This is a genomic window from Streptomyces sp. NBC_01334 (genome assembly GCF_035983595.1).
GTDB lineage: Bacteria > Actinomycetota > Actinomycetes > Streptomycetales > Streptomycetaceae > Streptomyces > Streptomyces coriariae.
The window spans coordinates 6709194-6722682 of the sequence record NZ_CP130718.1 but is presented as its reverse complement, the minus strand read 5'-3'; the positions used below and the strand labels follow the sequence as shown (position 1 = coordinate 6722682).

General features: G+C 71.2%; 16 protein-coding genes and 2 riboswitches. Of the genes, 8 read left to right on the top strand and 8 right to left on the bottom strand.

Going from position 1 to position 13489, the window contains the following annotated elements:
• Window positions 1-76: 76 nt before the first annotated feature.
• The 4 genes from OG736_RS30330 to OG736_RS30315 form a co-directional block, all read right to left on the bottom strand.
• Window positions 77-1084 carry an ABC transporter permease gene (locus OG736_RS30330; RefSeq protein ID WP_028807105.1) on the bottom strand — a complete coding sequence of 336 codons (1008 nt, stop codon included), beginning with the start codon at window positions 1082-1084 and terminating at the stop codon, window positions 77-79.
• Between the two features lie 312 nt (window positions 1085-1396).
• On the bottom strand, window positions 1397-2152 hold the full coding sequence (locus OG736_RS30325; protein ID WP_020131390.1) for an enhanced serine sensitivity protein SseB C-terminal domain-containing protein: 756 nt from the start codon (window positions 2150-2152) through the stop codon (window positions 1397-1399).
• A 215-nt stretch (window positions 2153-2367) separates the two neighbouring features.
• Window positions 2368-3174, bottom strand: coding sequence for an enhanced serine sensitivity protein SseB (locus OG736_RS30320; RefSeq protein ID WP_327185193.1), 807 nt, complete (start codon window positions 3172-3174; stop codon window positions 2368-2370).
• 130 nt (window positions 3175-3304) lie between these two features.
• Window positions 3305-3994, bottom strand: coding sequence for an AAA family ATPase (locus OG736_RS30315; protein ID WP_327187752.1), 690 nt, complete (start codon window positions 3992-3994; stop codon window positions 3305-3307).
• A 173-nt stretch (window positions 3995-4167) separates the two neighbouring features.
• Window positions 4168-4267, top strand: a riboswitch (glycine riboswitch).
• Window positions 4268-4385: riboswitch (glycine riboswitch) on the top strand.
• Window positions 4386-4427: 42 nt separating this feature from the next.
• On the opposite strand from OG736_RS30315, the gene gcvT reads away from it, so the two are divergent.
• The 5 genes from gcvT to OG736_RS30290 all read left to right on the top strand — a co-directional run bounded on the left by gcvT (window position 4428) and on the right by OG736_RS30290 (window position 9381).
• Entirely contained in the window at window positions 4428-5570 is a 1143-nt protein-coding gene (gene gcvT, locus OG736_RS30310; RefSeq protein WP_327185192.1) for a glycine cleavage system aminomethyltransferase GcvT, read from the top strand.
• Between the two features lie 117 nt (window positions 5571-5687).
• On the top strand, window positions 5688-6065 hold the full coding sequence (gene gcvH / locus OG736_RS30305) for a glycine cleavage system protein GcvH (protein ID WP_020131386.1): 378 nt from the start codon (window positions 5688-5690) through the stop codon (window positions 6063-6065).
• A gap of 14 nt (window positions 6066-6079) precedes the next feature.
• On the top strand, window positions 6080-7357 hold the full coding sequence (gene glyA / locus OG736_RS30300; protein ID WP_327185191.1) for a serine hydroxymethyltransferase: 1278 nt from the start codon (window positions 6080-6082) through the stop codon (window positions 7355-7357).
• A gap of 75 nt (window positions 7358-7432) precedes the next feature.
• Window positions 7433-8800 carry an L-serine ammonia-lyase gene (locus OG736_RS30295; RefSeq protein WP_327185190.1) on the top strand — a complete coding sequence of 456 codons (1368 nt, stop codon included), beginning with the start codon at window positions 7433-7435 and terminating at the stop codon, window positions 8798-8800.
• 38 nt (window positions 8801-8838) lie between these two features.
• Window positions 8839-9381 (top strand): MOSC domain-containing protein, encoded by a 543-nt coding sequence (locus OG736_RS30290; RefSeq protein ID WP_327185189.1) that lies wholly within the window; start codon window positions 8839-8841, stop codon window positions 9379-9381.
• Window positions 9382-9438: 57 nt separating this feature from the next.
• Here OG736_RS30290 and OG736_RS30285 read toward each other — a convergent pair whose 3' ends face one another.
• On the bottom strand, window positions 9439-10101 hold the full coding sequence (locus OG736_RS30285; RefSeq protein ID WP_442817198.1) for an NADPH-dependent F420 reductase: 663 nt from the start codon (window positions 10099-10101) through the stop codon (window positions 9439-9441).
• Between the two features lie 74 nt (window positions 10102-10175).
• Between OG736_RS30285 and OG736_RS30280 the strand changes: the two genes are divergently transcribed.
• Window positions 10176-10502: a hypothetical protein gene (locus tag OG736_RS30280; RefSeq protein ID WP_327185187.1), complete on the top strand. Its 327-nt coding sequence runs from the start codon at window positions 10176-10178 to the stop codon at window positions 10500-10502.
• Window positions 10499-10831, top strand: coding sequence for an ATP-binding cassette domain-containing protein (locus tag OG736_RS30275; protein WP_327185186.1), 333 nt, complete (start codon window positions 10499-10501; stop codon window positions 10829-10831). The genes OG736_RS30280 and OG736_RS30275 overlap by 4 nt, the downstream gene beginning before the upstream one ends.
• 44 nt (window positions 10832-10875) lie before the next feature.
• Here OG736_RS30275 and OG736_RS30270 read toward each other — a convergent pair whose 3' ends face one another.
• Window positions 10876-11088, bottom strand: coding sequence for an EF-hand domain-containing protein (locus OG736_RS30270; protein ID WP_327187751.1), 213 nt, complete (start codon window positions 11086-11088; stop codon window positions 10876-10878).
• Window positions 11089-11150: 62 nt separating this feature from the next.
• Complete coding sequence (locus OG736_RS30265; protein WP_327185185.1) at window positions 11151-12065, bottom strand: helix-turn-helix domain-containing protein; 915 nt, start codon at window positions 12063-12065, stop codon at window positions 11151-11153.
• Between the two features lie 61 nt (window positions 12066-12126).
• Between OG736_RS30265 and OG736_RS30260 the strand changes: the two genes are divergently transcribed.
• The gene (locus tag OG736_RS30260; RefSeq protein ID WP_327185184.1) at window positions 12127-12825 is read left to right on the top strand and encodes a GNAT family N-acetyltransferase; all 699 of its coding nucleotides are present in this window, start codon (window positions 12127-12129) and stop codon (window positions 12823-12825) included.
• On the opposite strand, the gene OG736_RS30255 is transcribed toward OG736_RS30260, so the two are convergent.
• Complete coding sequence (locus tag OG736_RS30255) at window positions 12782-13399, bottom strand: ADP-ribosyltransferase (RefSeq protein ID WP_327185183.1); 618 nt, start codon at window positions 13397-13399, stop codon at window positions 12782-12784. The two genes, OG736_RS30260 and OG736_RS30255, sit on opposite strands and share 44 nt — an antisense overlap.
• Window positions 13400-13489: the final 90 nt, after the last annotated feature.

Here is a 13489-nt window from a genome sequence, read left to right as displayed (position 1 = left end):
GACCACGGGACGGTTGGGGCGCCGTGTTTCGGCGGTTCTGCGGCTCGCTGTTCTCGCGGATCCCCGAGGGGGCGGATCAGCGGGAGGCCTTCGGGTCCAGCGCGTCCCGGACGCCGTCACCGAAGAGGTTGAAGGCCAGCACGGTGATGAAGATCGCCACACCCGGGACCACCATGTACATGGGGTCGGACTCGTAGTAGTCGATCGCGCTCGAGAGCATCTGTCCCCACGAGGCGGTGGGCGGCTTGACGCCGACGCCCAGGAAGCTGAGCGCCGCCTCGGTGAGGATGTTGGTGGGGATCATCATCGTCGTGTACACGACGATCGGGGCGACCAGGTTGGGCAGCAGTTCCTTGAACAGGATGTACAGCCGCCCCGCGCCCAGCGATCGGGCGGCCTCGACGTACTCGCGCTCACGCAGCGAGAGCGTCTGGCCGCGCACCACGCGTCCGATGTAGGGCCAGCCGAAGAAGCCGATGACCAGGATCATCACGAAGACACGCACGCTCGAACCGGAGAGGCCGAGCAGGTCGTTCGGCATGACGGAGACCAGCGCGATGATGAAGAGCAGCTGCGGGAAGGCGAGCAGACCGTCCATCACCCGGCTGATGAGGGAGTCGACCCAGCCGCCGAAGAAGCCGGCGAGGATGCCCAGCACCGTTCCGAGGATCACCGCGACCACGGCCGACAGGAAGCCGACCAGCAGCGAGATCCGGGCGCCGTAGAGGATGCGGGCGAAGATGTCGCGGCCGTTGACCGGCTCGACACCGAGCAGGTGGTCGCCGCTGACGCCGCCCAGGGAGCCCGTGGGCGTACCGAAGAGCGGGTCGATGAGGTTCTCGTGGTACTCGTTCGGGTCCTGCCCGAGCAGCCCGGTGATGACCGGCGCGAGGAGCGCGACCACGACCAGGACGAGCACGACGACGCCGCCCGTGAGGGCGAGCTTGTCCCGCTTGAGGCGCTCCCAGGCGATCCGGCCCAGGGAACGGCCCTGAACGGCCTTGGCGCCGCTGGAGGCGACCGACGCTTCCTCGGCCGCGCTCGGGGCCGCTTCCGCGGTCGGCTCGTGCAATGGTGCCGTCATCTGGCAGGGACCCCTCTCAACCGGCGGTAGCCGGCCCGCACTTGCCGCTGTAGCGGCGTGATCAGTCCGTAATACGCAGGGGATAAGTCCCCTGGAGCGGGAGTCTTCAACGCTTTGGCGATCTGTTGCCAGACTTGGCAGTGAATGGATGCGTAAACGTGATCCGGGTAGTGGGGTTCCGTTATCCGGACGGCGGGTAACGCCCCCCGGACAGTGGCTTATTGGGGCAGATCGGGCTAAAAACGGACCAATCGCCTTCATCTACGCGCGAAGAAGTCCGGTCTCCACTTTATGGCGGACCCGTGCCGGGGGTCAGTAACGTCCGGTGGGCGGATACCCGTAGCCGCCGGCGGGAGCCTGGGCCGGGGCAGGGGCGTGCGCCTCACGGTCGTAGAAGGGCCGGGCGGTGGCACGCATCCACATCACGACGGGGTCGTACTCGTCCGTCATGGCGACCGTCGACACCGGCAGCCCGTCCGGCACGGCCCCGATGGACTGCTGCATCATCGCCCGTACGGCGTCCACGGCCGGCGGGGAGGAGTCGTACACGTCGAGCCCGATGGCCAGATAGGGCGCACCGAGCGCCGGCTGCACCCAGGCGCGGCGCAACGCGCGGACCGCCGGGGTACGGTGGGCGTTCTGCGCGAGCAGCGCGTAGAACTGCGGGATCTCGATGCCCGGTTCGGACAGCCGCAGCGGCCCGGCCGGCTGGCGCTCCAGACCGGTGGCGATCCGGCGCAGGTCCAGCCACGGGATGCCGACCCCGCCGCCGGGGGCGTGCGGGTTCAGCCAGAGGCCGTAGTGGTCGGGGTAGAGGGTGCGGGCCACGTCCAGCCCGTCGACCACCTCGTACGACCTGTTCCAGCCACTCGCGCTGAGCTCCTGGGCGGAGGTGACGCAGGGGGCGTAGCCGTGGCCTTCGACCTCCATGTTTCCGTACTGGGCGTCCGGGGAGCCGGCCTGGCCGTGCCACAGCAGCATCCAGACCTGGCCGGAGGAGGGGGTCGCGAGCGCGCGCAGGAGCGCCTCGTAGGCGTCGTAGCGCCCGGGCGTGACCTGGCGCAGCATGTGCTCGACCGAGCCGGTCGCGGCAGTGCCAGCGCTCACTTTTTATCGCCCCTTCGAGAAGTTGCCCCGCGTCGGAGTCCAGCTTAGGCGCTCCGCTGGTCCGGCCGTTGAGAGCTCGAGGCTTGCCGTGATCTTCGGGCTGCGGATCGTGCGTGGCCGGGCACGCCCCGCGGCGGGGCCGCACCCGGAAGCGGCCCCGCGCCCCTCGGGTGGGTTCACCGGTCCCTCGTGTAGAAGGGGCGGACGCGGGCTCGCAGCCAGTCGCCCACCGGGTCCTGGGCGACGTCCAGGAGGACCAGGTTGACCGGCCAGGGGGCCGAGGTCCTGCCCAGAGCCCTGCCCAGGGCCTCCAGCGGCAGGGCCCTCAGGTCGCCTTCCATCTGGGAGAGTTCCACGCCCACGAACATCACCGGGTCCGCCGTCTCGATGGCGGCCAGGCAGCGGCGGGCCGTGCGGACCACGCCCGTGGCCTCGAACTCGGCCGAGGCCGCGGCCAGGAAGTCCATCGGGTCGTCCTGCCAGTCGGGCTCGTAGAGGCGGACCCGGCCGCCGGCCGCGGTGCCGTCCAGCGGGGTGCGGCCCGCCCGGCAGAGCTCGGCCACGGCCGGCGGGGGCAGCGGGACACCGACCACGCCGTCCGGGTTCACCAGGATGCCCACCTGCGGGGGCAGCCCCCGGGCGAACTCCACCGCCGGAGCGATCGTGAACGACATGTGCGAGCCGACGACCTGCCGGAACTGCTCCTCGGAGCTGAAGACCGGCACGTACACCTGGCCCTCGATCTCCATCGTGGGCAGGTCGAGGGGGCCGCTGTGCGGGCCGCCGCCACCGGGCAGCGGCACCCAGACGAAGCTGCGTCCGAGCACCTCGACGATCCGGCCGCCGGCTCCCGGCACGCCGAGGGAGACGGAGAGCACCTCCTCCAGCTCGTTGCCGGGCCATCCGCCGTGCGGATGGGGGTGTGCCTGCGCCGGAAAGTCCGCGGAGAAGTCCGTCGGAAAGTTCGCCGGGGGGAAATCCATCTGCCTACCGCCTGCTGAGAACCGCTCACTTCGCTGTGGCTGAAAGGCTAGCGGGTACCGGGGGTCGCACCCGAGCCCTGAAGCCTGTCTTCCGGATCTTGCCGGAGTCGCGGGACTTTGCGGACACGACCTAGCCCGTGAAACCGATGCGGCGCAGCGTGTCGGCCGCCGCGCGGTCGAGCAGCACCGCCGAGCCGCAGCCCTGGGGCAGCCGGCCCTTCTCCACCGAGCGCGCCAGCCGGGCGGCGGCGTGGCGGTGGCGCAGGAACGCGTACCGGGAGACGCCCCGGCCGCGCTCGCGCTGCCCCTCCAGGGCCGTGTCCGCGGCGACGTCCAGCAGCAGCAGGTGGAGGGTGCCGCCGCGGCGGCGGGCCTCGCGGGCCAGCCAGTCACGCACCCAGGCCTGGGTACCGCAGTCGTGCACGACGACGCCCTCGCCGCTGCGCAGCGCCCGGCGCAGTCCGGCGTAGTGGGCGAGCCGGACGAGGGGGCGGTAGAGGCCGTAGGGCAGGAAGCGGGGGGCGCGGGCGTCCCAGCGGTCCCGGGTGTCCTGGGAGTCGACGCGGATGCCCTGCACGGTCCGCCGCATGAGGGTGGACTTGCCGCTGCCGGGCAGACCGGTGACCACGACCAGGTCACGGGGACCGAAGAGCAGGCCGTGCGGGCTGCGGCCGGCCCGCTCGCGCAGGTCGCGGACGACGGGCGCCGACTGCGGGCCGCACGCCTCCCGGGTCGGGGCGACGGGCTGCGCGGGCAGCGCGATCCCCGAGCCGGTCGCGAATGCCGTGGACCTCGCCCTGGTCGTCCTGTTCACCGTGATCGTCCTCCCCTGGGGTCAGATGGTGTCCTCATCCCCACCGAGCGTAAAGAGAAGGTAATGCGCCACGCCCGGCGATTTCGTGCGCGTACCGACACAAGCCGGTTACAGATGCGGCCTGCCGTGATCGGGGCGAGCCGTGCAATGATGGCCGCGCCAACTGCATACCGGCCGTTTGAATCCGCGCGGGAGAGTCCTCAGCAGCAGCTTCGCTGGGGCGCCGAAGGAGCAAGTCCCTCCCTTGAATCTCTCAGGCCCCGTTACCGCGCGGGCGAGGCACATCTGAAAAGCGGGCCGCTGTCTGCAGTGGCCCCACCCAAGGTGCAAGTCATGACCGATCCCGTCGCGGGCCGTCATGGCGAACCTCTCAGGTTCCGATGACAGATGGGGAGGAACGACCTCGCCGTGCCGTCATGCCTTGGGAGACGAACGCCCGATGAGCAGTACCGACCCCGCATCCGACCAGACCGCCGCGCAGCGCCACACCGCCCTCGACGCGGTGCATCGTGCGCTCGGCGCGACGATGACCGACTTCGCCGGCTGGGACATGCCCCTGCGCTACGGCTCCGAGCGCGACGAGCACCACGCCGTCCGCACCAGGGCCGGGCTCTTCGACCTGTCGCACATGGGCGAGATCACCGTCACCGGCCCGCAGGCCGCCGCCCTTCTCGACTTCGCCCTGGTGGGCAACATCGGGGCGGTCAAGAACGGCCGCGCCCGCTACACGATGATCTGCCGGACGGACGGCGGCATCCTGGACGACCTGATCGTCTACCGGCTGGCCGACACCGAGTTCATGGTGGTGGCCAACGCCTCCAACGCGCAGGTCGTACTGGACGCGCTGGCCGAGCGCGCCGCGGGCTTCGACGCGGAGGTCCGCGACGACCGTGACGCCTACGCGCTGATCGCCGTGCAGGGCCCCGAGTCCCCCGGCATCCTCGCCGCCGTCACCGACGCCGACCTGGACGGCCTGAAGTACTACGCCGGTCTGCCCGGCACCGTCGCCGGCGTCCCCGCCCTCATCGCACGCACCGGTTACACCGGCGAGGACGGCTTCGAACTGTTCGTCCGGCCGGAGCACGCCGTCGAGCTGTGGCAGGCGCTGACCAAGGCCGGCGAGGGCGTCGGACTGGTGCCCTGCGGTCTGTCCTGCCGGGACACGCTGCGCCTGGAGGCGGGCATGCCGCTGTACGGGCACGAGCTGAGCACCTCCCTCACCCCGTTCGACGCGGGGCTCGGCCGGGTGGTGAAGTTCGACAAGGACGGCGACTTCGTCGGGCGTACGGCGCTGGAGGCGGCCGCCGAGCGCGCCGCCTCGCAGCCCCCGCGCGTCCTCGTCGGCCTGGTCGCCGAGGGCCGTCGGGTCCCGCGCGCCGGGTTCGCCGTCGTCGCCGGTGGCGAGGTGATCGGCGAGGTCACCTCCGGCGCCCCCTCCCCCACCCTCGGCAAGCCGATCGCGATGGCGTACGTCGACGCAGCCCACGCGGCGCCGGGGACGGCGGGCGTCGGCGTGGACATCCGAGGCAGCCACGAGCCGTACGAGGTCGTGGCGCTGCCGTTCTACAAGCGCCGGAAGTAGACACTGGGCGCGTTGGCGCCCGCCCGCGCGTGACCCTGCGCACATTCCGCTGCCCACGTGCGTTTCCCGCAGTCCCCCATTCACCAGCACCCTCCCGCGTACAGGAGAATTCAAGCCATGAGCAACCCCCAGCAGCTGCGCTACAGCAAGGAGCACGAGTGGCTGTCGGTCGCCGAGGACGGCGTCTCGACGGTCGGCATCACGGAGCACGCGGCCAACGCGCTCGGCGACGTGGTCTTCGTACAGCTCCCGGAGGTCGGTGACACGGTGACCGCGGGCGAGACCTGCGGCGAGCTGGAGTCGACCAAGTCGGTCAGCGAGCTGTACGCGCCGGTCTCCGGCGAGATCGTCGAGGTCAACCAGGACGTCGTCGACGACCCGGCGCTGGTGAACTCCGCTCCCTTCGAGGGCGGATGGCTGTTCAAGGTACGCACGGCGGGCGAGCAGGACGACCTGCTCACCGCCGACGAATACACCGCCTTCACCGCCGGCTGAGGAGTCGTAGACGCATGTCCGTCCTGAACACGCCCCTGCACGAGCTCGACCCGGAGATCGCCGCCGCGGTCGACGCCGAGCTGAACCGCCAGCAGTCCACGCTCGAGATGATCGCCTCGGAGAACTTCGCTCCGCTCGCGGTGATGGAGGCGCAGGGCTCGGTCCTGACCAACAAGTACGCCGAGGGCTACCCGGGCCGCCGCTACTACGGCGGCTGCGAGCACGTCGACGTGGCCGAGCAGATCGCGATCGACCGGATCAAGGAGCTGTTCGGCGCCGAGTACGCCAACGTGCAGCCGCACTCGGGTGCCTCCGCCAACCAGGCCGCGCTGTTCGCGATGGCCCAGCCCGGCGACACGATCCTCGGCCTGGACCTGGCGCACGGCGGTCACCTGACCCACGGCATGCGGCTGAACTTCTCCGGCAAGCAGTTCGACGTGGTCGCCTACCACGTGGACGACGCCGGCCTGGTCGACATGGCCGAGGTCGAGCGGCTCGCCAAGGAGCACCGCCCGAAGGTGATCATCGCGGGCTGGTCGGCGTACCCGCGGCAGCTGGACTTCGCGGAGTTCCGTCGGATCGCGGACGAGGTCGAGGCCTTCCTGTGGGTCGACATGGCGCACTTCGCGGGTCTGGTCGCGGCCGGTCTCCACCCGAACCCGGTGGAGTACGCCGACGTCGTCACGTCCACCACCCACAAGACGCTGGGCGGTCCCCGCGGCGGCATCATCCTCGCGAAGAAGGAGTTCGCGAAGAAGCTGAACTCTTCGGTCTTCCCGGGCTTCCAGGGCGGCCCCCTGGAGCACGTGATCGCGGCCAAGGCGGTCTCCTTCAAGGTCGCGGCGAGCGAGGACTTCCGGGAGCGTCAGGCCCGCACGGTCGAGGGCGCGAAGATCCTCGCCGAGCGGCTGACCGCGCCGGACGCCCGCGCGGCCGGGGTGAACGTCCTGTCCGGCGGCACCGACGTGCACCTGATCCTGGTCGACCTGCGCGAGTCCGAGCTGGACGGTCAGCAGGCCGAGGACCGGCTCCACGAGGTCGGCATCACGGTCAACCGCAACGCGGTCCCGAGCGACCCGCGCCCCCCGATGGTCACCTCCGGACTGCGGATCGGCACGCCCGCCCTCGCGACCCGCGGCTTCACCGCCGAGGACTTCGCCGAGGTCGCGGACGTGATCGCCGAGACGCTGAAGGCGCCGTCCCCGTTCGCGGCGGCCGACGCGGCGGCGCTCAAGGCCCGGGTCACCGCCCTGGCCGACAAGCACCCGCTGTATCCCGGTCTGAGCAAGTAGTTCCTTTTCCCGGGTGCCGCGCACACTGAGAGGTGTGGGCGGCACCCCGCACCACCCTGCATTGAGGAGTTCCCCGTGGCCATCTCGGTCTTCGACCTGTTCTCGATCGGCATCGGCCCGTCCAGCTCCCACACGGTCGGCCCGATGCGCGCGGCCCGCATGTTCGCCCGGCGGCTGCGGGGCGAGGGCCTGCTGGACTCCGTCGCGTCGGTGCGCTGCGAGCTGTACGGCTCGCTCGGCGCGACCGGCCACGGCCACGGCACGCCGAAGGCGGTGCTGCTCGGCCTGGAGGGCTCCTCGCCGCGCACGGTGGACGTGGAGGGCGCGGACGACCGGGTGGAGCAGATCAAGGGCTCCGGCCGGTTGCGGCTGCTGGGCTCGCACGAGATCCCGTTCACCTTCGACGACGACCTGGTCCTGCACCGCCGCAAGACCCTCCCGTACCACGCCAACGGCATGACGATATGGGCCCACGACGCCCAGGGCGCCGAGCTGCTGGCGAAGACGTACTACTCGGTCGGCGGCGGCTTCGTCGTGGACGAGGACGCGGTAGGCGCGGACCGCATCAAACTCGACGACACGGTCCTGAAGTACCCCTTCCGCACGGGCGACGAGCTGCTGCGGCTGGCGAAGGAGACCGGCCTGTCGATCTCCTCGCTGATGCTGGAGAACGAGCGCGCCTGGCGCACCGAGGACGAGATCCGGGACGGGCTGCTGGAGATCTGGCGGGTGATGCAGGCCTGCGTGTCCCGGGGCATGTCCCGCGAGGGCATCCTGCCGGGCGGCCTGCGGGTCCGCCGTCGGGCAGCCATGACGGCGCGTCAACTCCGGGCGGAGGGTGACCCGTTGGCGCTCTCCATGGAGTGGATCACGCTGTACGCGATGGCGGTGAACGAGGAGAACGCGGCCGGCGGCAGGGTGGTGACGGCCCCCACGAACGGCGCGGCCGGCATCATCCCGGCGGTCCTGCACTACTACGTGAACTTCGTGCCCGGCGCCGATGAGGACGGAGTGGTCCGCTTCCTGCTCGCGGCCGGCGCGATCGGCATGCTCTTCAAGGAGAACGCCTCCATCTCCGGCGCCGAGGTCGGCTGCCAGGGCGAGGTCGGCTCGGCCTGCTCGATGGCGGCGGGCGCGCTGGCCGAGGTCCTCGGCGGCTCCCCCGAGCAGGTCGAGAACGCGGCCGAGATCGGCATGGAACACAACCTCGGCCTGACCTGCGACCCCGTGGGCGGCCTGGTCCAGATCCCGTGCATCGAGCGCAACGGCATGGCCTCGGTGAAGGCGGTCACCGCGGCCAGGATGGCGATGCGCGGCGACGGTTCGCACAAGGTGTCCCTGGACAAGGTCATCAAGACGATGAAGGAAACGGGCGCCGACATGAGCGTCAAGTACAAGGAGACGGCCCGGGGCGGGCTGGCGGTGAACATCATCGAGTGCTGACCCGGCAGCGGGTCGCAGGGACAGGGGAGCTTCGCCGTATGAGTGGGTCGGTCAGCGCTGTCAGCAGCAGCGGCACGTACTCCTTCACCAAGCCGAACCGGGAGAGCGTCACGCTGGTCGCCGGGCTCGGGGTGGTGGGGGACGTGCATGCCGGGGCCACGGTGAAACACCGGTTCCGGATGGAGAAGGATCCCTCGCAGCCGAATCTGCGGCAGGTGCACCTCATACACGAGGAGCTCTTCGAGGAGGTGCGTACGGCCGGGTTCGAGGTGGCCGCCGGACAGCTCGGGGAGAACGTGACCACGCGCGGGATCGACCTGCTCGGGCTGCCCACCGGGACGCGGCTGCGGCTCGGCGGAGCGGCCGTGGTCGAGGTGACCGGGCTGCGGAATCCCTGCAAGCAGATCGACGACTTCCGGAAGGGCCTGATGAAGCAGGTCGTCGGTCGGGGTCCGGACGGCCGACCGGCCTTCAGGTCCGGGATCATGAGTGTGGTTCTCAGCGGGGGTGTGGTGCGGCCCGGGGACTCGATCACGGTCGAGCTGCCGGACGGGCCGCACCACGCCCTGCGGATCGTCTAGTCCCCGCCCTGGGGCGTGACTGACAGTGCGCGCCCGGCGGGAATGATCAGACGCGTCCTAGCCGCGGAAGGTCGCCGGGCGTTCCGGGCTCGCCTCGGCCAGAGCCTCGGCGACCGCCTCGGTGCCGGCCCGCAGCCCGTAGACGGGGGTGTCGGGCTGCTGGCGCCAGGAGTCGTCGATGCCGCCCGCGTCGACGGTGTCGAAGCCGAGCTCGTCGATCAGGGCGCGAACCTTCGCCTTCGCCGCCTCGTCGTCGCCGGCCACCGGGAGCGCCACGCGGTCGGGGTCGCCCGCGGCGAGCGGGCGGTCCAGGATGTCCTGGGCGTAGGTGCCGTTGAAGGCCTTGATCACGGGGTGGCCGATGTGGCGTTCGGTCCAGCGGCTCTCGGTGAGGCCCTCGTCCTCGATCTCCGCGATCCGGCCGTCGCGCTGCTGCGGGTAGTAGTTGTTGGTGTCGATGACGGCCACGCCGTCGGCCGCGCCGTCCAGGATGCCGGACGGCAGGCTCGGGATCGCCTTGAGCGGAATCGTGACCACCACGACCTCGGCGCCGCGCGCCGCCTCCTCGACGGTGACGGGGGTCGCTCCCGTCTCCTCGGCGAGATCCTTGAGCGTCTGCGGGCCGCGGGAGTTCGCGACGGAGACGTCGTGGCCGAGCGCGCTGAGACGCCGGGTGAGGTTGCCGCCGATGTTGCCCGCGCCGATGATGCCCGCGCCGATGATGCCGATCTTCATGAGAGGCCTTGCCTTCCGGGGCCGAGACGATTCGAATTCGATGCACATGCATGCACCTGATGGGGCCAACCCCGGCCGGCGGCGGGCTATTCCGGCTCCGCGACGATCCCTTCGAGATTCTCCGCGGCCCGGCACCAGCCGTCGAACGGATCCTCCAGTTCCGCCGTGAGGACGGCCGCCGCGGTCCCCGGGTCCCCGTCCGCGACGGCGCGGACCAGCGCCTCGTGGGCCCCGTCGGCGGTGTTGGGCTCCTGGACGCGCAGTCCGGTCAGGGCCAGGAGGTCGACCAGGCCCTTGCGCAGGACCGGGCCTGGGGTGCAGGTGAGGGGACGGCCGCACCCGTGCGCGCGGTGCTGTCCGCGGTCAACAGCGCGAGCGTGCGATGAGGGAGGTACTGCGCGCCGAGGACATCCACGTCGTCCGTGACGGCCGGCCCGTTCTCCAGGAGATCTCCCTCACCGTACGGGCCGGTGAACACTGGGCGCTCCTCGGTGCCAACGCATCCGCAGCCGGCGCCGTCCTGGTCACCCACCACCTGGAGGAACTCCCCGCGGGCACCACCCACGCCCTGCTCCTGCGCGACGGCCGCACCCTCGCCCAGGGTCCCGCGGCGTACGTCCTCACCGGCGACCGGGTCGGCAAGTGCTTCGACCTGCCGCCGGCGCTGGAACGGCACGGCGGCCGGTGGACCGTGCGCATCGAGCGCCGGTCATGAGGAGGGGGCGCCCCGCATCGCGAGGCGCCCCCTTTCCGCTCGTCTCACTTGTTCAGGTGCGCCCAGAACTCGTCGAACGAGAGGAGCTTGTCACCGTCGAGGTCGCGGCTCTTGATGATGACCTCGGCGACCGACTCGGTGACGTTCCAGTCACCCCCCTGGGCCAGGGCGGTCCTGAACTCGGCCGCGGTGACGAAGCCGTCACCGTCCGTGTCGATCCGCTGGAACTCCTTGCGCGCTTCTTCGATGTCGGCCACCGATCCGCCCCTCTTCGTCATGCCTTGCGGTCATACTCGCTGTTCTACTGACGCAGGTCAGGTTAACGGCCCTGGTGAGCGCGGAGTGCGGCGACCACCCAGGAGAACTCCTCGTCGTACGAGGGCTGGCGTCCGACGCCGTTCACGATCGCCGACAGGTGGCGGTACCGGGCGACCCGTACGTTCGAGGCGGCGGTCAGCCGGTCCAGGACGGCGGCCCGGTCGGCGTCGCCGAGCAGGTCCCGCAGAAGCTCCTCGGCCGCCGGGTCGCCGGGGGCGACGCCCTGCCGCAGCGCCGCGCCGCCGAGGTGCACGAGACGGCTCATGAACCACAGGGACGTGCCCGCCGGGACGTCAGGACCGCGGTCCGCCGCGTTGAACTCGACCATCGTCCGCATCAGCACCCGGAACTCCGGGTCCTGGATCAGCTCGGCCAGCTCCACCCAGGCGTCCACCTGCTCGGGAGCGGGATCGTCCGGCAGATCCGCCGCGGCGAACCGCAGCCGGGTGCGGATGTCGGGGTCGGCGGTGTCGAGGCCGTCGAAGATCTCCGCCGTGAAGTCGTCCAGAAGCCGTTTGCGTTCGGCCGCCGACAGCCGGGCCAGTCTGTTCATCAGGGTCATCTCCTCCGCGGTCGAGCCGCGTCGCGCCACGGACGACAGCACGGCCCGGGTCACCTTCAGCGATCCGATCTGTGCGTCCAGCGCCGTCACGTGCGCCGCCGCGACCTCCGCCACCGTCCGCTCCCCGGCCAGCACCCGGCGCACGTCGGCCAGCCCGAGGCCCAGCTCGCGCAGGGTGCGGATCAGCTCCAGACGAGCGACGGACTCGGCGTCGTAGAGGCGGTAGCCGCCGGCCGAGCGGGTCATCGGGGTCAGGACGCCCTCGTCGGACCAGTAGCGGATGGTGCGCACGGTCAGTCCGGTGGAACGGGCCAGCTCTCCGATGGTGAAAAGTCCGGTGCCGTCGTCGATCATGTGTGTGAGTGTGGGCCTTCCAGTGGGTGGAGACTCAAGGCGCGCGAAGGGAACCGGTGCGGTGGGGAACCTGCGGGACATTCTCGACGCGGCCGCGCGCGGTGTCTTCCCTCCCCCCGACGGCCGCACGACCGTCCTGTCCCAGCCCTCCCCGCGCGACGCGGGCGTCCTCTCCTTCACCGCGCACTCGGTGGTCTTCGTCGACGAGGACCCCGCGTGGGTGCACGACACACTCGCCGCCGCCGACTGCGACGCCCTCGCCGCGTCGCTGAGCCCCCGGTTCCTGACGGCCCTGCTGGACCGCACGGGCCGGGTCGCGGAGACGGTCGACGCGCTGGTGGTCGGCTCCCCGCTGCCGGGTCCGCCGTCCCTCGCGCTGACGGAGATCGAGGACCCGGACCATCCCCGGGTGGTCAGCTCGCGCAGGCGGCGCGACGAGGTGCGGGTGTGGGCCGCGGAGGGCGGCGTGGTCGTCCTCGGGCGCGGGGTCGCGGGCCGGCTGGAGGTCGCCGTGGAGGTCGAGGAGGGCGTACGGCACCGGGGGCTGGGCCGGGCCCTGGTGGGCGCGGCGCGGCACCTGGGCGGGGGCGAGCCGGTGTGGGCTCAGATCTCACCGGGGAACGCCCGCAGCACACGGGCGTTCCAGGCGGCGGGCTATCTGCCGGTCGGGGCGGAGGCGCTGCTCACCGTCCGGCGGGAGCCGGGCGTCGGGACGGTCAGTGCCACGGTACGTAGTTCAGGTTGCTCACACAGCCGCTGAGCACCTCGGTCTTCGTGGCCTTGTCGACGGGACAGGCGCCGAGGACGTACTGCCGTGCGATGCCGCCCGGGAAGGCCACCTCGACCTGGTCGGCGTACTTGTGGGTGTCGCCGATGGTGCGGTTGACGTCGATGCCGCCCGGGGCGTCGACGTAGTAGTTGTAGTTCGACTTCCAGCGCTTGTAGAGGTCGTGGTCGTAGGTCGTGGAGACGTACGGGGAGGGCTGGTTCTGCAGGACGTACTTCTCGATGTCGTACTGGCCGTCGACGACGTCCTTGGGGTGGAAGCCCTCGTCGAAGATGACCTCTGGCGCGCGGTTGTCGCTGCGCCACAGCGTGCCGCAGGTCGTGCGCCAGACCGGTGCCGGAGTGATGCGCGGGACGTCCACCTGCCGGTCGGCGGCGGCCTTGACGGGGTCGTCGAACTGGGGACAGGCGGGTGCGGCGGCCTTCGTCCTCGCCTTCGCGGGAACCTCGGCCGGTGCGGCGGCGGGCACGGCCGCCGTGGTCGCGAGGACGGCACCCAGGGAGAGGACGGCGGCGGCGACCCGCCGCCGGACGCGATTGATGATCATGCGCAGCACGATGTCGGTTCCCCGACGGCGAGTCGTGGATCATCACTCGATCGGCGGCGTGTCCCCGACCGGGGTGGATGGTCGGACGCG